Here is a 24171-nt window from a genome sequence, read left to right on the forward strand (position 1 = left end):
GTCCTAGAATATAGGTTAACTAAAGACATGTGAGGGGTTCTTGTGCTATCATATGCTATATTATATTTACAAATAAACAAAAATGAATAGAGGGTACTTGTATGTTATTTTTTGAATTGATCAAAGCAATCATTCTCGGTATTGTGGAAGGTCTTACAGAGTTTGCACCTGTTTCTTCCACTGGGCATATGATTCTCGTCGATGATATGTGGCTCAAGTCGACTGAATTTTTAGGCTCACAATCTGCTTTTACATTTAAGGTTGTCATACAGCTAGGTTCCATTTTTGCTGCAGCATGGGTATTCCGTCATAAATATTTCGAAATGTTACATATTGGTAAGTATGCACCTGAACGTCAAGAAGGTCGACGTTCTAAGCCACGACGTTTGAAATTATCACATATTATTGTCGGTATGATTCCTGCTGGTATACTAGGATTTTTATTTGATGATTTAATTGAAAAGTATTTATTCAGTGTACCAACTGTTCTCATTGGACTTTTCCTTGGCGCAATTTATATGATTTTAGCTGATAAATATAGTCGCAACGTTCGAAATCCAAAAACTGTTGATGAGATAAACTATTTCCAAGCTTTTGTTATCGGGCTTTCTCAAGCTATTGCAATGTGGCCGGGTTTCTCTCGTTCAGGATCAACAATTTCTACAGGGGTCTTGATGAAGTTAGACCATAAATCAGCCTCAGATTTCACTTTTATGATGGCTGTGCCTATTATGCTTGCGGCAAGTGGTCTATCCATCGTAAAGCATTATAATTATATTCAATTTGCGCATATCCCGTTTTACATTTTAGGCTTTTTAGCTGCATTTATCTTTGGTTTTATTTCAATTAAACTTTTCTTAAAATTAATTCAAAACGTGAAGTTACTACCTTTTGCTATTTATCGAATTGTGCTCGTCGTCGTTATCGCAGTCGTATACTACGGTATCTTATAAAAAAGCTCACGCACAATCAGCATCTCAGTGAGGGGTCAAATTGAGGGCGTGCTTTAATCTCTAGCAGTTGACTTAAAGATTAAAGGCGCCCTCTTTTACATATGTTTTCTCACCTCGACCTCTAAGCGTTTATTTCCAAGCGCGAAAGGGTAATAACACATAAGTATACTCACAAATGGAGGCAACGTTCATGAACAAAACTATCAAAACAATTATAAACATCTTACCTGTCTTTCTCGTCCCACTCATTGTTGAACGTAAAAAGTTCAAGGCTCATCCAGATGTCCAAAAAGTGACACAAACGACCGTGCATACATCTCAAAAAGTAGCGCATAAAGCGGGACATGCTGCTGGGTATGTTAAAGACTCTGTCGTCTCTGGTTCAAGCCATTTAAAAAATCGTGTTCAAACTAAAAAACAACGTCATGATTATAATAAAGCGATGAAAAAAGAAGCGGAAAAACAACGCTATATGCGTCCTGAAAATGTACGCGCGCGTGGTGAAGACTTAGCGAAAGAAAACCGAAAAGAAATCGATAAACTTTCAAAGAAATTAGACAAACACATTTCAAAACGCCATAAAGAAGAAGATAAAGCGTTAGCCCAACGTCAAAAAAACTTAATTAAAAATATGGAAAAAATGCAAAAGTATGAAGAAAAAGTCGGTCATACACCTGGAAACATAGATTTGAAAACAAAGCAACGTGGCGATAAAATCGAGCAACAAAATAAAAAAGAAATCGAAAAAATGAATAAAAAGTTAAAAAAACATCAAGAAGCACTGCGTAAAGAAGAAGAAAAAAATACAAAAGCACGTGAAAAAGCATTGAAAGCAAATATGAAATCCTTACAAAAAGATGAACAGTTAAATGACACATCTCTAAATGCACGTCACAAGCAGGATTAATCAATGCGTATATTGATAGATGGCGATGCTTGTCCAGTCGTAGATTCGATTATTCGTTTGACGTCTGAGACAGGCATCTTTGTATATCTCTTTCGCACATACGACCATTTTTCTGTTCAATCATTTCCCGCACACGTTGAAGTGAAATATATCGATGGTGGTCGAGATGCCGTTGACTTTATGATACTTCAATATGCTCAACCCGACGATATTGTTGTCACACAAGACTATGGTTTAGCGAGTTTACTTTTAAATAAGGTCAAGTATGTTTTGCATCATACCGGGCATTTATATACGTCTGAAAATATAGAACGTTTGCTTACACAACGTTATTATCATCAACAAGAGCGTCGAAAATCAAAGCGTTATCCAAAAGGGCCAAAAGCTTTTAATCAAGATCAACGTTTATCTTTTGAATCGCAATTGTTAAAATTAATTGAGACACAGCAGTAACAGATGACCTGATTTCATCATTTTTTAAATCAATGATTAAAAAAGTGACGCGATTGCGTAGACGCCTTTAATTTTACGTTCGTCACCTAAACCAGGTCGTTGGAAGAATATAATCAAGTAGATTCGTCAATATTAAGGAGGAGGCAATATGATTAAAAGAATTGCTGTCTTTTGTGGCGCAAGTAAAGGTCACGATGATACATATGTAAAAGAAGCATACGCTCTAGGAAAACACCTCGCAGAACATCAAATTGAGTTAGTTTTTGGTGCAGGTTCCGTTGGTATCATGGGTGCCATACAAGAAGGTGTCTTAGATTATGGCGGACGCGTGATAGGCGTTATGCCAAAGTTTCTAGATGAACGAGAAATCACAAGCCAAAAAGTATCAGAATTAATCTTAGTGGATTCGATGCATGAGCGAAAACAAAAAATGTCAGATTTAGCTGATGCTTTTGTGATGGCTCCTGGCGGTGCAGGATCTTTAGAAGAATTCTTTGAAATTTATAGTTGGGCACAAATTGGGTTACATCAAAAACCAATTGGTATTTATAATACGAAACAATTTTTTAATCCACTTCAAAATTTAATTGAACATATGATCAAAGAAGGATTTATTGATGAAAAATATACGCACCTCGCACACCTCTATGAAACGCCCGAAAGCTTACTAGAAGGCCTTAAAAATGCAAAACCTATCTCGACACGAACATATGATTAATCGTAATCGTTTAAGATAGCGTGTTACACCGTATAATACAAGGGAGCTGGTATGATAAAGCCCATGTTAGGGATTGATGCCACTCCCTTTTTCAATGTATCGTTATCGGACATTTCTTTTATTTAATTACGACGACTTTTTATGTGTCTCTGCCACGTCATCATAAAGCGTTTTATGATATCTGACTTGTTGCTTTAAGACATGATGCGGGCTTAGCTCTCTTTTTTCAAATTTATCATAAAAAGACATTCCAATTTTCTCCATTACACGAATAGAAGGACGATTAATGTGAGCAGCGATGGCATATACTTCTGAAACACCTCGCTGTTTAATATAATTTAAAACCGCTTCCGCCCCTTCAGTAGCAATCCCGTTGTCCCACACTTCTGGTGATAAACGCCAACCAATTTCGTAAAAAGGTAAATTATCAAAAGGATAGTCGCTCGTTTTAGGTATGTAATTCACACCGATAAAACCAATCCATTCTTTTGTCGCTTTCAATTCAACCGCAAATAAACCGATTTTATTTTTAGATAGGTAAGCTTTCATCGCTTCAAAATCAAGTCTTGATTTTTCATAGCTTAACAGACTTGGAAAGTATTGTCTGACTTGGCGATTTGCATTTAATCGTTGCAAAGGTAGTAAATCTTCCTCTTGCCAATCTCTTAGCTTTAATCGTGCTGTCTCTATATATACTGTCATTGATGATCCCCCCATTGTTACCGCTCATAAAAAATAGACTCTATAGCTACAATAGCCATAGAGCTGCAAAAGTGATGCCATATCCATTATGCCTTAGAAATGTAGCTAATCAGTTGGATTTTAACGGGTACTTCTTTTATGCGATTTGGATTTTGACCTTTACTTGTAGTAAATGTCGCATCGACAAAATCATTTTTATGGTTCAAACGATATGTTGCGACATACGTTTCCCAATCATGATCAAAATTAGGTTTTAATGCAATTACACGTTTCAACTCACCTGTTGCATCTATAATTGAATAACCTGTAATATTTTCAAGCTCACGTCCGAGTTCAATTAAAGACATGTCGCGACCTTCTAATAACTCAAATTCCTTTTCATACATGTGCAATCCCTCTTTTCTGTACGTTCATATATGTGTTTTTAATACCCTCTCCATTTTAACATCAAACGCTTGAGATGTAGTCAATGAATGAAAGCTTTCTGTTGCGTGCCTTTTATAATTTGCGTATGGTTAATGTTGCTTGTCGTTTGAATCTGAAGTTGCTTGTTCTTTATGCACTTCATTCGTCTTTTTATGTGTAGACGCCTTTTCATTAGCGTTTGTTGGTTCTTTTGTATGCTTGGCTTTTTCATGGTTTTTTTCTTTTTCTTGCGGTTTATCTTTTTTCTTTTCTGTATCCGTTGATTTACCTTCATCAATGGACTTTTCTACATCTTTAATTTGATGATCTAAATCATCACCTTGCTTTTTTAACTTCTCATTTTCTTGTTGGAGTGTTTTTTGCTCTTTTTCTAGCGATTGAATTTCATTTTGCAGTTTATCTTTTTCACTCTTCCCACAACCAGACAAAACAAATGTGAGTGTCACAAGTATAATTAGCCATTTTTTCATTTTTCTTTCTCCCATATCAAAAAATACTTCTCTTTTATTCTATCATGGTTTTACGCTTCTAGCATAACAAGGCTATGCGCATCATGATAAAAAATCTGAATTCATTCGTGCCCTCTTTAGCTTTCTTTTCCATATCACAAAAATATAGACAATCTTCGAAAAACATCTAGATTCGTACTTCTCTATCGCCTTAATGCTCAAGATTTTTAACCATCGTATACTTTTCGACTTGATAACCTAACTTTTGGTTCAATGCTATCATGGCTTCATTATTTTTATCCACTGTCCCAATCAACTGATGTGCCTCTTGTTTGATTGCCCACTGCTCAATCTCTTTTTTGAGTTGCTCTGCATAGCCTTGTTGACGATAAGCAGGTGCTGCATAAAGAGATTCAATCGTCACTGTTTGAGAAGTACTATCAAAATGCGCCCATCCATACGCTTGAACTCTATCGTCGTCACCCCTCATCACACCTAGCCAGTCTTGTGTATAGCGTAACCGGCGATCAATCATTTCTTCGTACAGTGCAATTTCCATCTGACTCACAGCCTTTTTATTGCTATGACGCTGTTCATACAACATTTGTACATGTATTGATGCCACTTGATGTATATAGTGGTGATTTTTTGATTTCAGTAAAAGCATACGTGATACCTCTCTCTTAAGTATTGATTTATTTCTATAAAATCGTCATAATAGTGACAGTTTAATGTTGAACCGAATAAAAGGAGGTGCATGACCAATGAAGACAACTAACGAACTCATGAAAGAAAATAATGTTAAGTCATTGCGCTTAAATAATACAGACCGTCAAATATTTGAAAGCTATATGACATATGTACGCGCAGATATGCGGGTCAATGCACATGATTCAGAAATTGTTCTACAACGTATTTTGACGCATTTGCTTAATGCTGAAAATAAAGGGATGCATGCGATGGATTTTTTTAATCATGATCCAAAAAAACATGCGATACAAACGATTAAAGAGTTACCCAACCATACATTTATCAATATATTTCGTTATATTTTCCAACATATTATTTTTTTATTAGGCCTCTTTTGCTTTTTAAAAGGTTTTTTAGGCTTCTTTATCAATGATACCCGAATTTATCTTTATACTTTCCCGTTCACTTTTATTTTAGGTATTTTTATTACATTTTTGTTTGTATGGGCTTGCTTTAAAATGGTACAGTTACAAGCTTTTAGCTATTCCCGAATTGCTTGGCTTTTAGGTTACATCGTTTTAATCGCTTTAGTGGTGATCATTTTTATTGTTTTCTTCTTCCCACAAAACTTTTTACAATTTGGCCCTTATATTCATATCAGCAATTGGGCTTTTATTGTCGCATCATTCATTATTGTACCTGTAGGTGCTTATTTACAGAATCATAAACAGAAACAGACCGGACCTTCATGGCGTTAAAGTTAAAGCACGGCCATCGTCCAAAGCAAAACGAAGACGATTTCCTATATAATAAATGAATCTTCAAAAGTAATGAGGTGCTTGAAGGTACATGTAAAAAATAAAACTTCTTCGCGCCCTTAATTTGCGCTTAAATGATTAAAAACGGGGCTAGGATCATATCCTAGCCTCGTTTTTTAGTTACTATTTAAATCATTACATAAATGAAGCCCTATTTATCTCCTCAGTTGTACAGTCTATTTCCTGTATCGAATTTAGCTTACTTCAACTGTTTTTGGACTTTTTTTAGTAAATAAAATTAATACAAAACCTAATGATAATGATAATGCAGAGACATAGAAGACATTACCTAAACCAATCCAGTCACTCATAGCACCGCCTAGAAGGTTTCCTAACAACTGGCCGACAACCATTGCATTTGCAAATAATGTTGAAGCATACCCTGGAAATTGTGGCAAAATATCTTGAAAGTAGCTAATCCCTATACCTAATAAAACAGCTAAAAATGCTGCAAGTAAGACTTGACCAATTAACATCATTCTCACACTTTCAAACACGCCTATACTTCCAAAAAAGAGGCTTCCACAAACAGCTGCAATAGCCAACAGCGTTCGAGTTTGAACCTTACTCGCAACAATGCCTAAAATAATCATAAAAGGCACTTCTAAACCTGCACATAAACTTGCTAAATGACCTACATATTTCTCTTCTTCACCAAGATATTTCGTGACAAAAAGGGGCATATTGAGTGTGTACATCCATTGCCCAATATGTAATAACACAAAAGCAACAAATGGCACGATAAGATAACGATGTCTCAACATAGAAGGTGCATTTTGTTCAGTATGTGTCGCTGTACGCGTGGGTTGTTTCGTCTTGATATCTTTGAAAAAGAAGACTTGTAAGAGTAGTGTTGTCAAAATAATCGCGACAGTGCCTCCGAAAAGTCCACTATAGCCCCATGACTGATTAAGAATGTTACCCACTAAAGGTCCAAATAAGAAACCAAATGAAAACATAGACCGCAGCACAGAATTTGCAAAAACGGCGCGACTGCTTGAAGTTGACTGATCAATAGACTCTCTCGCAGATGCATAAAGTTGTGGCATTGCAGGTGCGAACAGCCCTTGAAAAATGGCATATAAAATAATAAATAGCGTTATAGAATGAATAAAAAAGGGGAGTGCAAAGCTAATAGCGCCCATAAATAACCCAATAATAATTAATAACTTGCGATTCACAGCATGTGTGTCTGAAAAACGCGCGACAATACTGTTCATTGTGAATTGACTAATTGCCGCAAGTGCTAATAATAATCCAAACTGATTGGTAGTCATCCCGAGTTGGTTTGTTGCAAATAGCACAAAAAAAGGTACTGTAATGGCAATCCCCATGCCAATCAGCATCATGTTGACTAAAAAGAGCTTATAATTTTTAATAGTTAATAATTCCCGAAACATTTGTTTTCTCCTTAATACGTAATTATCTTCTTTCTTAAATGACTTTACATCATCCTTTACTTTTTCTTCTGTTTACCTAAAAAAGCACACCCTTAAACCATCGGACGTAAACGCGCAATGGTATACGTCACATCTGATCAAGATGTAGATATTCTTTGAAAACATTAATAAATGAGCTCACTTGCGGTAATTGCATCATACTCATGTCATAACTTAAATATGTAGAACGCACGAGCGAATGTGCTTCTATGTCAACTTTTAACATCTCGAATTGTGTAATATCTAAGTCTTTCACCATAATTTCTGGTAATATGGTCACGCCAACACCACTCAAAAGTAACGCTTTACATGTAGCAACTTGATCCACCTTGATTCTTGCATGATAATCTTGAGACATATGTTGTTGATACCACGTTTTAATTTGATTAATGTAAACTGGATCAGCCTGAAATTCGATGAAAGGTAATTTATGCAACTCATCTTTTTTATTTTTAGGATAAATAAAATAGTGTTTATCGTCCATTAAATGATCATTATGCATATTTAATAAAGGATTTCCGCGAACAATCATTATATGATAATCATTATGATTCGCTTTAATATGTTCACTTGACCCGACTTGTAATTCAATTTCAACATTTGGAAATTCAGTTGTATAACGATTTAACACTTCAGGTAACACTGTTTGACCCACAAGTGATGAACAACCGATCGATAGTGTCCCGTTAATCGCACCCACATGTGCCTTAATTTTATCTTGAAACAAGCGCTCTTGCTTTAACATTGATTTTGCATGCGCTATAACCATCGCACCTTCAGTTGTCGTAATTAACTGCTTTTTTGTTCGGATGAAAATCTCAACACCAAAATGTCTTTCTATAGATTTAAGACGTTGCGTGACTGCAGGTTGAGAAATATATAGTCTTTCAGCTGCTTTTCTCAACGTACGTGTCTCATCTAAAGTAATTAACAACCGATAATCATCAATTTTCATCGTAGCGCCTCCTCAAAATAAAAGAACACTAGACAAACAGAACATTGTCCAGTGTGCATGTATACTTTCACAGCACACGCTGGGTTGGTTGTAACGGTGTGTGAAAAACATTTCTTTTAATCACTAATACTGTTTATGCTTTTCTTTTTTCTGATACTTATGCTTGATTTTCTGATAACAGTACATTGCCCGTCTTTCAATACCTTCAAAATCCTCATCAATCTGGATCATGAGTTGGTGTGCGATCACATAAGCTTCATGGTATTGCTTTCTTGTAATTTGCTTCGTTTTCAGTGCATATTCCAAGTCATCTTGATCAACAAGTTCATATTGACCATTGGGTAGTGCGAGCACATCTAAGCACAAGTCTAACGTACGTGCCTTACCTTTTTGCGTTATATTTTTTAAATTAATATCAAAATAATATTGCAATGGTTGTCCTTTATCATTAAACATGACAGTCATACTGTAACGCTTTTTTTCTGGTAATATTTGCAACCACTGATAGTTATCATCAGCCACGACTATCTTCTTACCTACAACGGTCACCTCTAAAGGCTCTCTCACCTTTTTAATTGTAATTAAACCTATGATGCCTTTAAATTTGTTATTGTTTACTTTAACTTCGATATAATCATGGTCTAAGAGGCGACGCCAGTGACGTTTATCAATATATTTCACTTTCACAGCCACCAACCCCCTTTCGTACATTATATATAAATCAGCGTTATATGTCACTTCTCTCAGTTTCTAACCCACTTGAACTTTGCTCATCTACACCTCGATGATAGATGTCAGTCTGTCTAAAGCTATGTGATGTGCAATATTTTTTATACGTCAATTTAAGCGTAGACGTTGATTTTCTGAAAGGTGAGAACATCGTACGATTTCATACATCTTAATATGAAACAAAAAACATACTAAAGTGTATACAATCGTTAGGTTCTCATCACCTTAACATCCACCTTAGTATGTTTAAAATCACAACCACTGTCTCCCATCATCGCCCTATATGTTATGGGATTGACGTAATGAGGTCATTCCTCATTCCCTTTCATTTACACATTCTTTTTCGCATATTTTTGAATGATTGTTTTATGCTCAGGATAAGTTTTTATAAGCTCATCTTGTGTGAATAATTCAAAATGTTCAAATTGAAATGCCGGTTGTACCATACAACCCACTACCGCAAAACTATTTTCTTGTTCAATAGAAGATGCAAAAATGGTATTTTTAGGCACAACAAATTGTAATACGTCACCATTTGCTACATCCGGACCGAGTTGCACAGTTTCATATGTGTGATCAGGGTGTATCATATGAATCGTGAGTGTATGCCCAGCATGAAAGTACCATATTTCATCAGCATCAATGCGATGAAAATGAGAAATGTTTGCGTCTTCTAATAAAAAATAAATGCTTGAATAATTTGGACGGCCTTCTGCCTGATTTGGACTTAATATTGTTTCACGATAATATCCCCCTTCAGGATGAGGGGTTAAATTAAGATGCTGTATCCATTCTTGAACATCCATAATAAATGCCTCCCAGAGATTTATTATAGTTCAACATTATGGAAGACACGTTGTACATCTTCAAGGTCTTCTAATACGTCAATCAGTTTTTCAAAAGTCGCTTGGTCTTCACCAGAAAGTTGCACTTCTGTTTGCGGTAACATTTCAAATTCTGCAACTTCAAAGTCAGCAACGCCCATGTCACGTAAAGCTTGTTGAACTGTAGCAAACTGGTCAGGTTCAGCATAGACGATTGTCAAATCACTTTCTTCAACCACGTCACGAACATCTACATCGTTTTCCATTAATGCTTCAAGTACGGTATCTGCATCAAAACCTTCAAAGGCAAATGTCGCTGTGTGATCGAACATATAAGCAACTGAACCAGAAACGCCCATATTTCCTCCATTTTTACCAAATGCGGCTCTTACATCAGATGCCGTACGATTAACATTGTTTGTTAAAGCGTCAACGATGACCATGGAGCCACTTGGACCAAAACCTTCATAACGTAACGCATCGAAATTTTCTTCGCCGCCACCTTTAGCTTTGTCGATTGCTCTTTCAATAATATGGTTGGGTACAGAATAAGTTTTAGCACGTTCAAGTACAAGTTTTAACGCTTGGTTTGACTCTGGATCTGGCTCTCCTGATTTTGCAGCCACATAGATTTCTTTACCAAATTTTGCATAAATACGACTTGTATTCTTATCTTTTTGTGCTTTCTTTTCTTTAATGTTATTCCATTTACGTCCCATTACTTCCATCTCGCTTTCACATGCTTTTTTGAATACTCTTTATTATACATGGAAATTTTACAGTCTGGCAACATTCTACTCAATGTGAACAGGTTGTACGAATAATCGTTGTACTAATTCATGCGCCGTTTGCTGATCTGACGCATGATAAATCAACAACCGTCCATCTTGATATAATGTCATTTCATAGTCTTTATATTGTAATCGTTTAATAAAATGATTTTCGATTAAACATGTCACACTTGGATGGATTTTTGCTGAAAACTGCTCTGGAGAGAGTCTATATTGATAAACGCCACCACACAGTAATTGTGTTTGTTCGAGTTGCTTATGATTTAATCGATCATATTGATGTTGAGCACAAACTTTACAATCTTCTTCTTTCAATGCTGTGATAGACAATGTTTTCATTTTGCCACGATAAATATCCATTGTCGTCATACGATAAGAAAAATCACCATGCATCAAATAATGAAAGACTTCTGCTACAACCAGACTACTCGCCATATGAACAGCGGGTGGAAGAACACCATTAATATCACAACTTTCCATTGTATCTGGCACATCTGGCATTACACAATGTAAGCATGGACCATCTTGATGAATTGGAAAAACACTCACTTGGCTCCCCACTACAGCCCCATAAATATAAGGTATATTTAACTTTCTAGAGGCTTCATTAACTAAATAACGTGTTTCAAATCGATCGAGTCCATCTAAAATCATGTCGGGTTGCGTTTCATTGAGGATGCCCAATATGTTTCTTGCGGTGATTTCCTCATTCAATGGTTCTATCGTCACCTCATGGTTCATTGCTGATAGATGTTGTTGTAATGCAAATACTTTCGGCATCATGGCTTGTGCATCCGCTTCAGTATAACCACTTTGACGATGTAAATTAGATAAGGACACCACATCTTTATCAACGATTGTTAAACGGCCGACACCACTTCGCGTCAATTGTTCTGCGATACCACTTCCTAGCGCACCAACACCGATAACCATCACATGTAATTGCTGCAGTTGGAGTTGTCCTTGTTGACCAAAAGGTTTAAATTTCTCTTGTCTGTTATAGCGGGTCATTATAAGAACCCTAACCCCTCTGATGGACTTGATTGAACAGCATTATAGCGAATAGGAATACGACCCGCTTCATAGCTCAAACGACCCGCTTCAATTCCTTTTTTCATTGCTTCTGCCATTTTCACAGGATCTTTAGCACGTGATACCGCAGAATTTAATAATATCGCATCTGCCCCAAGTTCCATCGCTTCCGCACAGTCTTTTGCCGAACCTATGCCCGCATCGACAATAACAGGAACTTGACTTTTTTCTATAATGTATCGCAAGTTTAAAGGATTGCTAATACCTCTTCCTGTACCAATTGGCGAAGCAAGTGGCATCACGGCATGTACACCAAGCGCTTCCAAACGTTTCGCTAACACAACATCATCTGAAATATATGGACAGACAATGTAGCCTTTTTCTAATAAAATTTCACATGCTTTATAAGTTTCGAGGGGATCAGGTAATAAAGTTTCATCGTCACCAATCACCTCTACTTTAATCATGTCACATACACCCGCTTCATTTGCCAATTCAGCAATACGTACTGCTTCATCAGCCGTTTTCGCACCTGCGGTATTTGGAAATGTCGTAAATTGAGATAAATCCACATTGGCTAAAGGATTAGGCAACTTTTCATCATACAAACTCATTCGGCGTACCGCAAATGTAAGTACTTCTGTTTCAGATGCGTCTATCGCACGAGATTGAATCTCTTCATTTTCGAATTTACCTGTTCCTAAAAATAATCTTGAATTGAAACTTAAATTACCAATTTTAAACATCATTAACCGCCTCCAACAAATTCTAAAAGTTCTAACTGATCGTCTTCACGCACTTCAGTTGTATCCCACTCTGAGCGTTTTACAACTTCTTCGTTACGTTCGACTGCCATGCGTTTTGACTCAATACCAAAGTGATTCAATATATCACGAATCGTAGTACCTTCATCGAAAAGTTGCCTTTCACCATTAACATATACTTGCATTACCTTCACTCCTTTGCATGCCAATAAGTGATCATTTGTTTAAACTGATGGATTTCGTTTGAAAACGCACTTCCGATACATGCGATCCCCGAAAAACCTGTAGGAACGTTTTGGATTGTCTCAAGACGAATGCCTCCAATTGCAATAATAGGAAAGTCAATAGACAACACTGATGCAATTTCACTAGACGATCGCGGTGGCTGATTGGGCTTAGAGGGTGTAGGAAAGAGATGACCAAACAACACAAAATCAAAACGTTGAGCTTGCGCATAGCGAATACTGTTTTCAGAATGTGTAGACATACTAATACGATAATCCGGCGACTTCTGTTTGATATATTCAGCTCCAACATCACCTTCTCTGAAATGAAGGCGATGAATGCCCAATTGCTCGGCAAGCTGCACATCCGTATGTACAATCATTTTAGATTTTGGAAAACCTTCATCATGCAACTTTAAAATCCATTTTTCTAGTTCAGGCTTTCTCATAGGCGTCCTGAAAATGACGCCATTAATATCAGGTTCAATTGCGCACAAGCGTTGAATATGCGTATGATCAAGCCTTTGATAAGGTGTAACCACTACAATCATCGTATCCATCCTCCTTAACGCAACAAAAAAAGCTACTTTTCATAAATCAAATTAAGAAAAGTAGCGTGTTATTCCCACGAATTCAGCCACTTTCCTACGCCAGTACGAACTGGATCAGGTTCAGGAATTTTGAAATCGCATTTCAATCTCAGCCATTCGCAATGGCACTTCCAGTGGAATCGTTTTATCTATTCAATTGCGTTAACGTTTTACCATACGTGTTAATTCTAACACATAACGAATAATACGGAAAAGGTTTAAGAACAAATTGAAACCCATCTCTCTAGGTGAAAATTGTCCTCGTTTCATTCGATTAAAGTCGTAAAGGGTATACAATAAGAATAATAACAAACCCACCACAGCAATAAGCGTATGGTAAATCGGATTATGGATAAACCATCCGAGTAGACTTGCTAAAATTAAAGCGATAAGTGTTACGAATAAATATTTTCCGATACTTGAAGCATCTTTTATCAAAAAATAACCTAAAAAGCCAAAGATAAGAAACGCCGCAATTGCTAATAAAACAGTATTAAAAAATACACTTGGCCCCAAATCTTCTAACGTATACATAAATGTGGCATAGGATAATAAGCCTGCAACAATGGTATAAATATGTGAAATGATAGGACCACTAAAACGTACACGTTGTACAACCATCGAAGTAAGGATAAGGATAAGTAATCCTATCGATAACGGTTGGCGCCATGCTTCTGGTAAAAATTGACCTAAATAAGTTGAAATGCCAAAAATAAGCCAATAATAAACAAAAAAGAGCCAAACTTTTCCATAAGCCTTACTAGCGGCTTGATGTGTTGATGATGACATCTTTTCTCTCCTTTCTTTTTGGTTGTTATATTTTACGATAGATTGTGTCACGAATAAAATAAAGTCTCTTGTCCTGTACCAGAAAATACCCTTTTTAGACCTCATTCATCTTAGTTTTCACGCCGTGTAATCCACATCTTATGTTCACTATCATTGTGGCGTTTCTTTATGTTATATTCAGTTGCACAAATTAGCCATCAATCTATAGAATACTTTCCACTGACTTATGAAGCCATTAGCCGTTGGACCTTGTTCAATGACTCATTGTTACAATGAATCGTCTTTTATTTTTAACGACAGATGGATGGCAAGACGCCTGAGGGAACAGGACAAGACGAAGACTACAGGCTGAGGCTGTCCCCTCGGAAAGCGAAGCCATCCATATAAGCAAACAACACCAAAAACGCTCTAAGACAGTTTCATTAAAAACAATCTTAGAGCGTTTGAATTGAGGAAATAACCCCAGCCTCATCTCTTCTATCATATCATCATAGCCCCTACAACGGCCATTGTACAATCAATAATTAATGTGCTGACAGATGATCTAAAGCCATATTTAACGCCAACACATTCACATAGTCATCATACATCGTTCCTTTATGTGCTTGCTTTGTAATTAATTGATCAATTTGTTGTGGTGAGAGATTTCGTTGTTTTGCAATACGTGCCACCTGTTGTTTTGCATTATCCACCGTAATATCCGGATCTAAACCTGAACCAGATTCTGTCACTGCATCAATCGGTGTATGGTGTCCATCGTCTTGTTTTAAATCTTCTACTCTCTTTTTAAGTTCAGGATTGCCATTTGAATAGTTATCACTACCAGAAGCCACCCCTTTTTCTTTCAATGTCGCTTTATCCATATTATATTTGACAGCACTCGTTCTTCCGTGAAAATATTGCGGTTCATTCCACTGCTGTCCAATGAGATTCGAACCTACTACCTTACCATTCTGTGTCACAAGACTTCCGTTAGCTTGGTGGTGAAACAACGTCTGTCCAACTGCCGTTACAGCCAATGGAAAGAGGACACCACACAAAACCATTGTCATTACAACGAGTCCCATGCTACTTCTTATCGCTTTCATATACACCCTCCTATATCCACCATTGAACAATGAGATCGATGAGTTTAATTCCAATAAATGGAATAATCATACCACCCAATCCATAGACCAACATATTTTTCATGAGGATGGTCTCAGTTGAAGCACCTTTAATGCGCACACCTTTCATCGCAATTGGAATTAGTAATGCAATAATCAGTGCATTAAATATTAACGCTGAAACAATTGCAGATTCAGGAGAATGCAAACGCATAATATTTAAAATACTCATTTCCGGTACAGTGACCATCATCATTGCAGGTAAAATCGCAAAATACTTCGCGATATCATTCGCAATACTAAATGTTGTCAACGCACCTCTCGTCATCAATAATTGTTTACCGATTTTAACAACTTCCATCAGTTTCGTTGGATTTGAATCCAAATCAATTAAATTTGCTGCTTCTTTTGCACTTAATGTACCTGAGTTCATAGCTAATCCAACGTTGGCTTGTGCTAATGCAGGCGCGTCGTTTGTTCCGTCTCCTGTCATTGCGACGATATGCCCTTTTTCTTGTTCTTCTTTAATGACTTTTATTTTATCTTCTGGTTTACATTCTGCGATAAAACGATCCACACCCGCTTCTTTCGCAATAGTCGCGGCAGTTAATTCGTTATCACCTGTACACATAACTGTTTCGATGCCCATTTGACGTAACTCTTGAAAACGTTCGACCAATCCTTCTTTAATGACATCTTTTAAGTAAATGACGCCTAAAATTGTTTGATCTTCAACGACGATTAAAGGTGTTCCGCCTTTACTAGAGACTTCAGTAACCAGCGATTCAATATTAGAAGGTACCATGCCACCTTTTTGTTTAACATATTTAATCATACTATTAGGCGCCCCTTTAAAGACTGTGCGATCTCCTATGATAATACCGCTCATACGTGTTTCTGCTTTAAATGGTTGGTAGTCACCTTTGACTTCGTCCGGTAATTGAACCGATGAAGCTTGCGCCAAAGCAACAATACTTTTACCTTCAGGTGTATCATCATAAACAGAAGTTTCATAAGCTGCGACGAGCAATCTGTCATACCATTCTTCATGCACGGGCATCAATGATTCCGCTAAACGGTTACCATAAGTAATTGTGCCGGTTTTATCCAAAATTAATACGTCTACGTCTCCGCATGTTTCTACAGAGCGTCCACTTTTAGCTAAAATATTAAATTGTGTAACGCGGTCCATCCCAGCAATACCAATAGCTGAAAGTAATCCCCCAATCGTTGTCGGTATTAAACATACTGTTAATGCGATCAACGTTGCAATGGGCACATTCAGTTTTAAGTACTGTGCAATAGGATAAAACGTTAAGATAACAACTAAAAAGATAATCGTTAAAGTAATAAGTAAGGTGAAAAGTGCAATTTCATTCGGCGTTTTTTTACGTTGTGCACCTTCGACTAAGGCAATCATTTTATCTAAAAACGTAGCCCCTTCCTCACTATCAACTTCAATAACGAGCCAATCCGATGTTACCGTTGTGCCACCAATAACACCTGAAAAATCACCACCTGATTCTTTAATCACTGGTGCTGATTCCCCTGTAATTGCAGATTCATCAACCGTTGCAATCCCTTCAATAATCGTTCCGTCTGATGGGATAGTTTCCCCGGCTTTAACAAGGATGCGATCTCCACGTTTTAACGCAGAACCATCAATCGTTTCATATTTTTCATCGCCTATAATTCGACGTGCAACCATATTTGATTTTGTTTCACGAAGACTATTCGCCTGTGCTTTACCTCGTCCTTCAGCAATGGCTTCTGAAAAATTAGAGAATAGAATCGTCAATAATAAAATCACAAAAATTGTAAATAAATAAAGCCGTGACATCGCATCATCTGTAAAAATTTGTGGGACGATCGTCATAATTAATGTTAAAACCATCCCTACTTCTACAACAAACATAATTGGATTTTTAATGAGATATGCAGGGTTTAATTTTATAAAACTCTCTTTGACGGCTTGTTTGACTATCGCGCCATTCAAGACATGAGATGATTGATTCATTCAACATATCCTCCTTTATTTTAATGATAAAAATTCTCCAATAGGTCCAAGTAATAACACTGGTAAAAATGTCAAACCACTCAATAAAATAATAAAAATTGTGAGTGATACACCAAAGAAAGGTTTGTCGATAGCCACGGTCTGATCATCTTTTTGATATGCTTTTTTATTAACTAAGCTTGAAGCAATCATAATTTGTAAAATGATAGGTATATAACGCGCAATCAACATGACGATACCGGTTGAGACATTCCAGAACGTCGTATCATCTGCGAGTCCTTCAAACCCAGAACCATTATTGGCTGATGATGATGCCATTTCGTAAAGCGCTTGTGAGATACCATGAAATGAAGGATTCGTTAATGCGTCACTCGCACCAGGAATAACAAAAGCGAATGCAGTCGCAACTAAAATCAATATCGGATGAATTAAAAATGTCAATGCGATGAGCTTCATTTCTCGTCCTTCTATTTTCATTCCTAAATAGTTTGGTGTTTTCCCTACCATCAAACTACAAATAAATACTGTTAATAAGACGAAAATCAACATATTCATTAATCCAACACCTTCACCACCGAAAATAGCATTAAGCATCATTAATATTAAAGGTACAAAACCACCAAACGGTGTAAGCGTATCATGCATATTATTAACTGTACCTGTCGTAAATGCTGTTGTAATCGTCGTGAAGAGCGCTGAAAGCCCTGGGCCAAATCTCACTTCTTTTCCTTCCATATTCGGTCCAACCACACCTAAATGCGACAACACAACGTTACCTTTGTACTCTGAAATAATGGCAATCGTGAAGAAAACTAAAAAAAATAGCAACATTGTTCCAAATATGACATAAGCGTGCGCATGAATTTGTTTACCACTTTTTGTCAACATTCTTCCAAATAGGAAGACAAGCGCACCAGGAATCAACATCATACTCAACATTTCAATATAGTTCGACCATACAGTCGGATTTTCAAATGGTGTTGATGAGTTGGCGCCTAAAAAGCCGCCACCGTTTGTACCGATATGTTTAATGGACTCTAATGATGCGATAGGACCATATGCGATTTGTTGAATTTTTCCCGTGATCGTATGCAACGTTAGGTTACCTTTTAAATTTTGTGGTGTGCCTTGACTCGTCAAAAGAATACTCACAAGAAATGATAGCGGTATTAAAACGCGAACGATAAACCGTACAACATCTTGATAAAAGTTGCCAATGACATCTGTCATCCCCGTTAGTCGACGCAACATCGCAATACAAACCGCATAACCTGAAGCACTAGACGTAAACATCAAATAAGTGATGACAATCATCTGTGTTAAATAAGTGAGTCCAGATTCTCCAGCGTAATGCTGTAAGTTCGTATTCGTTAAGAATGAAGCGACCGTATTAAACGCCAATGAAACCGATTGATTTAAACTATGATTCGGATTTAAAAAGAGCCATTGTTGAATCAGTAACAATAGGAATGACACGATTCCCATTAGTCCATTAAATAGTAGAAAATGTTTCAGATATGTCTTACCCGACATGTGCTCTAACTTTGTGCCTAACACTTTGTAAATCCCTTCTTCCACACCTAAAAACACCTTATCTGCCGGTGTAGGGATTAATAATGCAACACTATATAAGTATCGACTTAATAAAAATGCGCATAAAAGAAAGATGATTAAAAAGATAACGACTTCCATGTTTTCCCTCCATCAATAATCGAATTTAAAACTTTTCACTGTAAATTAAGGCGTATACTAAATAGCCAATTAATACGATGACAATGAGACCCAATACGATAATCATCTCTTGACCTCCTCCTTATTGCAGGAATTATTATATAAAAATTTTTATAAGGAGATTATTAATATTTGTACCGTTTTATTAAGAAGTTATTAAGATAAAGAAAAACGTATTTTTTTATAGAAAATATAAGGTTTGAAGTTTATGATGAATTAAAAGAGGTGAAAAATATGGAGCGTAATCCAACGATAAAAAGAGGGTCCCTGACAATATACCTTGGTTATTCTCCGGGTGTGGGTAAAACTTATGAAATGTTATCTAATGCTATAGATTCATATCAAGAAGGCGCTGATATTAAAATTGGTTACATAGAGCCACATCAACGTAAAGAAACCCATGCGCTAGCTGAAAAACTACCCGTCATACAAACTAAATCTAAAAATCATGGGAGTCATACATTCCAGTATTTAGATGTTGATCAAATCATTGATGATGCGCCTGATATCATTCTTATAGATGAATTAGCACACACGAATATTTCAAAAGAGCGTCATGAAAAAAGATATATGGACATTGAAGAAATTCTTTCCCACGGAATTGATGTACATACCACGTTAAATATTCAACATATCGAAAGTTTGAGCGAGCAAGTATCATTAATGACAGGTGTCAAAGTTAAAGAACGGGTGCCAGATCAATTTATTATGTCGAGTGATGCCATAGAAGTGATTGATATTTCACCTAAACAGCTCATCAATCGTCTTAAAGCAGGAAAAGTATATAAAAAAGAACGACTCGATACGGCATTTACTCATTTTTTCACTTACGAGAACCTTTCAGAACTAAGGGAATTAACACTCAGAACAGCCGCAGATATTATGAGCCAAAAAGAGCACCTCTATAAGAAAAATATTGATATTACACCTCATATTGCCGTCGCAATTAGTGGGAGCATCAGCAATGAGACGGTTATTCGAGAAGCGCGGCGTATCGCCAATCGTGAACATGCTCAATTTACAGCTGTTTATATTGACGTTTTTGATCATGAAGGCAGACACTACGCTAATGAAAGTCAAGTCCATCAAAATTTAATGCTTGCACAATCATTAGGGGCATCCGTAAAAGTGATTTATGATAATCAAATTGCATCGGGTCTCGACGACTGGTGCAAATCCCAAAAAGTCACTAAACTTTTTATTGGACAACATATTAGTGACAGATGGAACGATATTTTCAAACGCCCGCTGATTGACCAATTACTGGATTTAAAGCATCATTATAAAATTGAAATCGTGCCAATAAAGCATATTCAAATGAAAGCGAAGCATGAACGACACAGTCAAAAGGTAGAGCAGAAACGTTGGGCCGTGGATATTTTTAAAATGATCACCATTCAAGCCATATGTGTCCTTTTGGGCCTATGGGTTTATAACGCAGATAAAGGGGAACAAGATACCATTATTCTCCTATTATTTTTATTAGGGATTATTGTTTTAAGTATGTGGACACAGTCGTACCTCATCGGTTTTTTCGCAGCGATTTTAAACGTATTTGTCTTTAATTTCTTTTTTACCGTGCCAAGATTTACTTTCGAAGTTTATCGTTTTGATTACCCTATTACATTCACCATTAGTATTATCGTCAGCATCGTGACAAGTGGACTATTAAAACAAATTAAGCATCAGTACATTGTAACGAAACATCAACTCTATCGTACAGATATCCTGTTACAATTTAATGATTCAATTAAACAAACGTATACCATTCCTGATTTATTAGTTAATGCAAGACATCAAATCCAACATCTTTTAAATCAAGAAGTTACGATTTACTTAGTTGAAGATGAAAAGATTTCAAAAACGATTCCTATCGAGGTTCCGCATGCCGACTATTCACGACATCAGCAAGCGTTGAGTTGGATTATCAAAAACCAAAAACGTGCTGGTGCCACGACGGATACTTTTCCAGGGATTCAATATTTATTAATTCCAATAGGCACAAATCCTGTCAAAGCGATTGTGTCTATACATTTTTCAGAAACACAAGTCATTGATTCCTATGATAATTCTATTTTAGAGTCTATGCTTAATGAAATTTCACTTGCGGTAGAAAACTTGAGCTTATTACGTCAAACCCGTGAATCGATGTTGCGTGCTGAGCGAGAAATGACACGTTCAAACTTTCTACGTTCGATCTCTCATGATATCCGAACACCTTTAACATCAATTATCGGTAATTTAGATGTATTATTACTTTACGGCAAAGAGATGTCTCAACAAGAACAACATCAGTTGGTTTCACGCTCTTTCGATGAAGCTCAATATTTACACATGTTAGTTTCAAATATTTTGTCACTTACGAAACTCGAACATTCAAATGTGAAATTAAATCGTCAACTTTACCTCATTGAAGAATTAGTTGAAGAAATAGAATCAGTATTAGAGCGTAGAAGATTAAATCATCAAGTTAAGGTCATGGCATTTCATGATATTTGTTTTGTTAATATTGATAGCAAACTCATTTTACAAGCCATATTCAATTTGATAGAAAATGCTTTAAAACATACACCTCCTGAAACTAAAATCACGCTAGTCATCAGTAAAAATGAACAGCAGATTTTGTTTGAGGTCATTGATCATGGTCCTGGCTTGACTGATGAAGAGCAACATACAATTTTCCAACCTTTTCATAAACATCAACTTTTCAAAGATAATAAAAAAGACAGTATGGGGCTCGGTCTTTATCTTGTTCAGTCTATTTTAGAGAAACATGACAGTCAGTTAAAATATCGACAAAACGAGCCACATGGTAGTATATTTTATTTCAACCTACCTTATGAATATTAAAAAAATTAAGGAGGAAGTGCAGTGAATGTTAAAATACTCGTTGTAGAAGATGATGATGCGATTACACACTTACTCGACGTCTCATTAACCCTTGATTATTATGAAGTGCTCACTGCGACTAATGGCAAAGACGCTAATTTTCAAATTCGTTCAAAAGCACCCGATATTATTTTGTTGGATTTAGGATTGCCCGATATGGATGGTTTGGACCTCATTAAAATGATACGTCAAACTTTTGATATCCCTATTATTGTGATTAGTGCACGATTAGATGAACAAACGATTGTTGAGGCATTGGATAACGGCGCGAACGATTACATGACAAAGCCTTTTAATGTTGATGAATTACGCGCACGCATTAGAGTCGTACAACGGTTGAAAAATATGCAAGATCATAAAGATATCGTCTTCGAAAATGGGCCTTTAGTCGTGTCTTATCAGTCTAAAACAGCATGTATTAATAACGAGACGTTAAGTTTAACCCCTAATGAGTTTGCTTTATTAGAATTATTATGCCGTCACGTAGGAAAAGTACTCACGTACGATACGATACTCAAATCTATTTATGGTTATGTGAATAAATCAGAGATGCCGAGCCTACGAGTCCATATGACATCATTGCGCAACAAGCTTAACCAAGCGCATCCTTCATCTAAACAACTCATTATTACCCGTCCTCGTATCGGTTATCAAATGCAATATTGGCATTGATTTCAACTTAAATCATCAAAAAGCCGGCGCCAAAACTAAGAAATAACAACTTAGTTTTGGCGCCGGCTTCATTCAATTTTTTGCGACGATTTTATAAAAATTTAGTTAGGAATGCAAACACAAATTGCAATGGTAATCGAATCACATGCTCTTTCACTGTCTTACGTTCACTGTCTGCATATGAAATTTTCTTTCTTGCAGCGTAAATGTTTGCTGGAAAGACGAGCCATAAAAAGCCACTTACAATTTTTCTTACACGATTTCTGTTTTTGCCTAATAAAATGTAGGCAGAAAGTACAAATTCTGCGATACCTGAGTATTTCACAATTGCTTCTTTAAAAGGCAAATAAGATGGGACAATTCTTAAAAACATTTCTTTGTTTTTAAAATGGGCTTGTCCACTTCGGAAAAACATAGTGCTAAATAATAATTTTGCGATAAGTTGTTTCATATTTTCTCCTTTGCTGACTTTAAAGTTTGTGTTTAGTTTCAATTATTCTTCAGATACTTGCACGACTTGCTTACCAAAGTTATCACCTGAGAATAATTTTCTAAAAGCTGTAGGCAATTGATTAAAACCGTTATCAATTGTTACTTCTGATTTTATTTTACCCTCAGAGACCCATTTTGCAAGTTGTTCGCTTGCTTCTTTAAAATGATCAGAAAATTGAGCTACCACAAAGCCTTGCATCAATGCTTGGCTCTTCACTAAAGTTTCTTGAATTCTTGGTCCCAGTTCAGCCTCTGTATTATTATATGTTGAGATGGCGCCACACACCGGGACACGCGCAAACTGATTGAGATGTTTGAATACTTCATCTGATAGTGCGCCGCCCACATTTTCGTAATAAACATCAATACCGTCTGGAACAGCTTGTTCAAGTTTCTCTGCAAAGTCATCACGTTTATAGTCAACTGCAACATCGAAGCCAAGTGTATCTGTTAAATATGATGTTTTCTCGTCGCCACCCGCAATACCAACAACTCTAGCGCCTTTAATTTTAGCGATTTGTCCTACAACAGAACCTACAGCACCAGAAGCTGCTGATACAACGACGGTTTCACCTTGTTTTGGTTTTCCAATTTCTAATAAACCTGTATAAGCCGTCATACCAGGCATGCCGAGAACACTTAAATACAAATACAATGGAACTTCTTTTGAAGGAATCGGATCTACTTTTTGTGCATCTACGGTAATGATTTTTTGCCAAGGTAAGACACCTGTAACATAATCACCTACATTAAAATTATCCGCTTCAGATTTAATAACCTTCGCCACGATATGGCCGTGAATAGGCGCATCAATTTCATAAGGTTTAACATAACTTTTCGAATCATTCATTCTGCCACGCATGTACGGATCAACTGAAATATAAATTGCTTCTAGTTGAACTTCACCTTGCTTTGGCTCAACAGTTTCTATCTCTTCATATCTAAAAGTATCATCTTTTGGTACACCTTTAGGTCTTTTTGCTAAAACAATTTGTTCATTTTGCATAATTA

The 24171-nt window shown here is 36.5% G+C and carries 27 protein-coding genes and 1 riboswitch; of the genes, 7 read left to right on the forward strand and 20 right to left on the reverse strand.

Going from position 1 to position 24171, the window contains the following annotated elements; genetic code table 11:
- Nucleotides 1-101 precede the first annotated feature (101 nt).
- From KM149_RS10425 to KM149_RS10440, 4 genes are all read left to right on the forward strand, one after another.
- Nucleotides 102-953: an undecaprenyl-diphosphate phosphatase gene (locus KM149_RS10425; RefSeq protein WP_016424441.1), complete on the forward strand. Its 852-nt coding sequence runs from the start codon at nucleotides 102-104 to the stop codon at nucleotides 951-953.
- A gap of 190 nt (nucleotides 954-1143) precedes the next feature.
- Nucleotides 1144-1860, forward strand: coding sequence for a hypothetical protein (locus tag KM149_RS10430; protein ID WP_060830302.1), 717 nt, complete (start codon nucleotides 1144-1146; stop codon nucleotides 1858-1860).
- Between the two features lie 3 nt (nucleotides 1861-1863).
- A complete protein-coding gene (locus KM149_RS10435; RefSeq protein WP_165545090.1) occupies nucleotides 1864-2313 on the forward strand; it encodes a YaiI/YqxD family protein in 450 nt (149 codons plus the stop codon).
- A gap of 151 nt (nucleotides 2314-2464) precedes the next feature.
- On the forward strand, nucleotides 2465-3031 hold the full coding sequence (locus KM149_RS10440; RefSeq protein ID WP_165545152.1) for an LOG family protein: 567 nt from the start codon (nucleotides 2465-2467) through the stop codon (nucleotides 3029-3031).
- 126 nt (nucleotides 3032-3157) lie between these two features.
- Here KM149_RS10440 and KM149_RS10445 read toward each other — a convergent pair whose 3' ends face one another.
- The 4 genes from KM149_RS10445 to KM149_RS10460 all read right to left on the reverse strand — a co-directional run bounded on the left by KM149_RS10445 (nucleotide 3158) and on the right by KM149_RS10460 (nucleotide 5275).
- Nucleotides 3158-3733 carry a GNAT family N-acetyltransferase gene (locus KM149_RS10445; protein WP_050331655.1) on the reverse strand — a complete coding sequence of 192 codons (576 nt, stop codon included), beginning with the start codon at nucleotides 3731-3733 and terminating at the stop codon, nucleotides 3158-3160.
- An 86-nt stretch (nucleotides 3734-3819) separates the two neighbouring features.
- Nucleotides 3820-4119, reverse strand: a complete 300-nt coding sequence (locus tag KM149_RS10450; RefSeq protein WP_016424436.1) for a hypothetical protein — start codon at nucleotides 4117-4119, stop codon at nucleotides 3820-3822.
- 129 nt (nucleotides 4120-4248) lie between these two features.
- On the reverse strand, nucleotides 4249-4629 hold the full coding sequence (locus KM149_RS10455; RefSeq protein ID WP_207554664.1) for an SA0632 family lipoprotein: 381 nt from the start codon (nucleotides 4627-4629) through the stop codon (nucleotides 4249-4251).
- 190 nt (nucleotides 4630-4819) lie between these two features.
- Nucleotides 4820-5275, reverse strand: coding sequence for a GNAT family N-acetyltransferase (locus KM149_RS10460; RefSeq protein ID WP_241415385.1), 456 nt, complete (start codon nucleotides 5273-5275; stop codon nucleotides 4820-4822).
- A gap of 97 nt (nucleotides 5276-5372) precedes the next feature.
- Here KM149_RS10460 and KM149_RS10465 point away from each other — a divergent pair, with 97 nt between their 5' ends.
- On the forward strand, nucleotides 5373-6056 hold the full coding sequence (locus tag KM149_RS10465) for a DUF1129 family protein (protein WP_050346001.1): 684 nt from the start codon (nucleotides 5373-5375) through the stop codon (nucleotides 6054-6056).
- Between the two features lie 254 nt (nucleotides 6057-6310).
- Here the strand turns inward: KM149_RS10465 and KM149_RS10470 are convergent, their stop codons facing one another.
- The 14 genes from KM149_RS10470 to kdpF all read right to left on the reverse strand — a co-directional run bounded on the left by KM149_RS10470 (nucleotide 6311) and on the right by kdpF (nucleotide 19174).
- A complete protein-coding gene (locus tag KM149_RS10470; RefSeq protein WP_060830306.1) occupies nucleotides 6311-7516 on the reverse strand; it encodes a sugar efflux transporter in 1206 nt (401 codons plus the stop codon).
- A 127-nt stretch (nucleotides 7517-7643) separates the two neighbouring features.
- Nucleotides 7644-8510: a LysR family transcriptional regulator gene (locus KM149_RS10475; protein ID WP_016424431.1), complete on the reverse strand. Its 867-nt coding sequence runs from the start codon at nucleotides 8508-8510 to the stop codon at nucleotides 7644-7646.
- Nucleotides 8511-8633: 123 nt separating this feature from the next.
- Nucleotides 8634-9197, reverse strand: coding sequence for a ribonuclease FAU-1 family protein (locus KM149_RS10480; protein ID WP_165545092.1), 564 nt, complete (start codon nucleotides 9195-9197; stop codon nucleotides 8634-8636).
- 371 nt (nucleotides 9198-9568) lie between these two features.
- A complete protein-coding gene (locus KM149_RS10485; protein WP_165545093.1) occupies nucleotides 9569-10045 on the reverse strand; it encodes a cupin domain-containing protein in 477 nt (158 codons plus the stop codon).
- Between the two features lie 23 nt (nucleotides 10046-10068).
- A complete protein-coding gene (locus KM149_RS10490; RefSeq protein WP_050331999.1) occupies nucleotides 10069-10782 on the reverse strand; it encodes a YebC/PmpR family DNA-binding transcriptional regulator in 714 nt (237 codons plus the stop codon).
- Between the two features lie 75 nt (nucleotides 10783-10857).
- Nucleotides 10858-11865: a ThiF family adenylyltransferase gene (locus tag KM149_RS10495; protein WP_214971622.1), complete on the reverse strand. Its 1008-nt coding sequence runs from the start codon at nucleotides 11863-11865 to the stop codon at nucleotides 10858-10860.
- On the reverse strand, nucleotides 11865-12632 hold the full coding sequence (locus KM149_RS10500) for a thiazole synthase (RefSeq protein WP_241415600.1): 768 nt from the start codon (nucleotides 12630-12632) through the stop codon (nucleotides 11865-11867). Before KM149_RS10500 ends, KM149_RS10495 begins: the two co-directional genes overlap by 1 nt.
- 2 nt (nucleotides 12633-12634) lie before the next feature.
- Nucleotides 12635-12835, reverse strand: a complete 201-nt coding sequence (gene thiS, locus KM149_RS10505; RefSeq protein WP_016424425.1) for a sulfur carrier protein ThiS — start codon at nucleotides 12833-12835, stop codon at nucleotides 12635-12637.
- A 5-nt stretch (nucleotides 12836-12840) separates the two neighbouring features.
- Nucleotides 12841-13425: a thiamine phosphate synthase gene (locus KM149_RS10510; protein ID WP_241415386.1), complete on the reverse strand. Its 585-nt coding sequence runs from the start codon at nucleotides 13423-13425 to the stop codon at nucleotides 12841-12843.
- Between the two features lie 74 nt (nucleotides 13426-13499).
- A riboswitch (TPP riboswitch) is annotated at nucleotides 13500-13607 on the reverse strand.
- Between the two features lie 19 nt (nucleotides 13608-13626).
- Nucleotides 13627-14253: a Bax inhibitor-1 family protein gene (locus tag KM149_RS10515; RefSeq protein WP_050331662.1), complete on the reverse strand. Its 627-nt coding sequence runs from the start codon at nucleotides 14251-14253 to the stop codon at nucleotides 13627-13629.
- Nucleotides 14254-14777: 524 nt separating this feature from the next.
- Nucleotides 14778-15341 (reverse strand): potassium-transporting ATPase subunit KdpC, encoded by a 564-nt coding sequence (gene kdpC / locus KM149_RS10520; protein WP_182280962.1) that lies wholly within the window; start codon nucleotides 15339-15341, stop codon nucleotides 14778-14780.
- 10 nt (nucleotides 15342-15351) lie between these two features.
- On the reverse strand, nucleotides 15352-17376 hold the full coding sequence (gene kdpB / locus KM149_RS10525; RefSeq protein WP_182280961.1) for a potassium-transporting ATPase subunit KdpB: 2025 nt from the start codon (nucleotides 17374-17376) through the stop codon (nucleotides 15352-15354).
- A gap of 15 nt (nucleotides 17377-17391) precedes the next feature.
- The gene (gene kdpA, locus KM149_RS10530) at nucleotides 17392-19068 is read right to left on the reverse strand and encodes a potassium-transporting ATPase subunit KdpA (RefSeq protein WP_214971606.1); all 1677 of its coding nucleotides are present in this window, start codon (nucleotides 19066-19068) and stop codon (nucleotides 17392-17394) included.
- 25 nt (nucleotides 19069-19093) lie between these two features.
- Entirely contained in the window at nucleotides 19094-19174 is an 81-nt protein-coding gene (gene kdpF, locus KM149_RS12045; protein ID WP_081635118.1) for a K(+)-transporting ATPase subunit F, read from the reverse strand.
- 167 nt (nucleotides 19175-19341) lie between these two features.
- Between kdpF and KM149_RS10535 the strand changes: the two genes are divergently transcribed.
- Both KM149_RS10535 and KM149_RS10540 read left to right on the forward strand, forming a co-directional pair.
- Nucleotides 19342-21957, forward strand: coding sequence for a sensor histidine kinase (locus tag KM149_RS10535; RefSeq protein WP_241415387.1), 2616 nt, complete (start codon nucleotides 19342-19344; stop codon nucleotides 21955-21957).
- Between the two features lie 21 nt (nucleotides 21958-21978).
- Nucleotides 21979-22668: a response regulator transcription factor gene (locus KM149_RS10540; RefSeq protein ID WP_050346010.1), complete on the forward strand. Its 690-nt coding sequence runs from the start codon at nucleotides 21979-21981 to the stop codon at nucleotides 22666-22668.
- Between the two features lie 91 nt (nucleotides 22669-22759).
- Here the strand turns inward: KM149_RS10540 and KM149_RS10545 are convergent, their stop codons facing one another.
- Nucleotides 22760-23119 (reverse strand): DoxX family protein, encoded by a 360-nt coding sequence (locus KM149_RS10545; protein ID WP_050331668.1) that lies wholly within the window; start codon nucleotides 23117-23119, stop codon nucleotides 22760-22762.
- Nucleotides 23120-23161: 42 nt separating this feature from the next.
- Nucleotides 23162-24166 carry an NADP-dependent oxidoreductase gene (locus KM149_RS10550; protein ID WP_241415388.1) on the reverse strand — a complete coding sequence of 335 codons (1005 nt, stop codon included), beginning with the start codon at nucleotides 24164-24166 and terminating at the stop codon, nucleotides 23162-23164.
- Nucleotides 24167-24171: the final 5 nt, after the last annotated feature.

It is taken from the genome of Staphylococcus coagulans (genome assembly GCF_022557135.1).
Taxonomy (GTDB): Bacteria; Bacillota; Bacilli; order Staphylococcales; family Staphylococcaceae; genus Staphylococcus; species Staphylococcus coagulans.

Bases quoted from the DNA above. Each gene is read 5' to 3' on its own strand.
- KM149_RS10465 (WP_050346001.1), top strand. From the start codon at position 5,373: ATGAAGACAACTAACGAACTCATGAAAGAAAATAATGTTAAGTCATTG.
- kdpC (WP_182280962.1), bottom strand. From the start codon at position 15,341: ATGAAAGCGATAAGAAGTAGCATGGGACTCGTTGTAATGACAATGGTT.
- KM149_RS10460 (WP_241415385.1), bottom strand. From the start codon at position 5,275: ATGCTTTTACTGAAATCAAAAAATCACCACTATATACATCAAGTGGCA.
- KM149_RS10430 (WP_060830302.1), top strand. From the start codon at position 1,144: ATGAACAAAACTATCAAAACAATTATAAACATCTTACCTGTCTTTCTC.
- KM149_RS10485 (WP_165545093.1), bottom strand. From the start codon at position 10,045: ATGGATGTTCAAGAATGGATACAGCATCTTAATTTAACCCCTCATCCT.
- KM149_RS10515 (WP_050331662.1), bottom strand. From the start codon at position 14,253: ATGTCATCATCAACACATCAAGCCGCTAGTAAGGCTTATGGAAAAGTT.
- kdpB (WP_182280961.1), bottom strand. From the start codon at position 17,376: ATGAATCAATCATCTCATGTCTTGAATGGCGCGATAGTCAAACAAGCC.
- KM149_RS10455 (WP_207554664.1), bottom strand. From the start codon at position 4,629: ATGAAAAAATGGCTAATTATACTTGTGACACTCACATTTGTTTTGTCT.
- KM149_RS10490 (WP_050331999.1), bottom strand. From the start codon at position 10,782: ATGGGACGTAAATGGAATAACATTAAAGAAAAGAAAGCACAAAAAGAT.
- thiS (WP_016424425.1), bottom strand. From the start codon at position 12,835: ATGCAAGTATATGTTAATGGTGAAAGGCAACTTTTCGATGAAGGTACT.
- KM149_RS10500 (WP_241415600.1), bottom strand. From the start codon at position 12,632: ATGTTTAAAATTGGTAATTTAAGTTTCAATTCAAGATTATTTTTAGGA.
- KM149_RS10425 (WP_016424441.1), top strand. From the start codon at position 102: ATGTTATTTTTTGAATTGATCAAAGCAATCATTCTCGGTATTGTGGAA.
- KM149_RS10450 (WP_016424436.1), bottom strand. From the start codon at position 4,119: ATGTATGAAAAGGAATTTGAGTTATTAGAAGGTCGCGACATGTCTTTA.
- KM149_RS10495 (WP_214971622.1), bottom strand. From the start codon at position 11,865: ATGACCCGCTATAACAGACAAGAGAAATTTAAACCTTTTGGTCAACAA.
- KM149_RS10435 (WP_165545090.1), top strand. From the start codon at position 1,864: ATGCGTATATTGATAGATGGCGATGCTTGTCCAGTCGTAGATTCGATT.
- KM149_RS10535 (WP_241415387.1), top strand. From the start codon at position 19,342: ATGGAGCGTAATCCAACGATAAAAAGAGGGTCCCTGACAATATACCTT.
- KM149_RS10545 (WP_050331668.1), bottom strand. From the start codon at position 23,119: ATGAAACAACTTATCGCAAAATTATTATTTAGCACTATGTTTTTCCGA.
- KM149_RS10475 (WP_016424431.1), bottom strand. From the start codon at position 8,510: ATGAAAATTGATGATTATCGGTTGTTAATTACTTTAGATGAGACACGT.
- kdpA (WP_214971606.1), bottom strand. From the start codon at position 19,068: ATGGAAGTCGTTATCTTTTTAATCATCTTTCTTTTATGCGCATTTTTA.
- KM149_RS10445 (WP_050331655.1), bottom strand. From the start codon at position 3,733: ATGACAGTATATATAGAGACAGCACGATTAAAGCTAAGAGATTGGCAA.
- KM149_RS10550 (WP_241415388.1), bottom strand. From the start codon at position 24,166: ATGCAAAATGAACAAATTGTTTTAGCAAAAAGACCTAAAGGTGTACCA.
- KM149_RS10510 (WP_241415386.1), bottom strand. From the start codon at position 13,425: ATGATTGTAGTGGTTACACCTTATCAAAGGCTTGATCATACGCATATT.
- kdpF (WP_081635118.1), bottom strand. From the start codon at position 19,174: ATGATTATCGTATTGGGTCTCATTGTCATCGTATTAATTGGCTATTTA.
- KM149_RS10470 (WP_060830306.1), bottom strand. From the start codon at position 7,516: ATGTTTCGGGAATTATTAACTATTAAAAATTATAAGCTCTTTTTAGTC.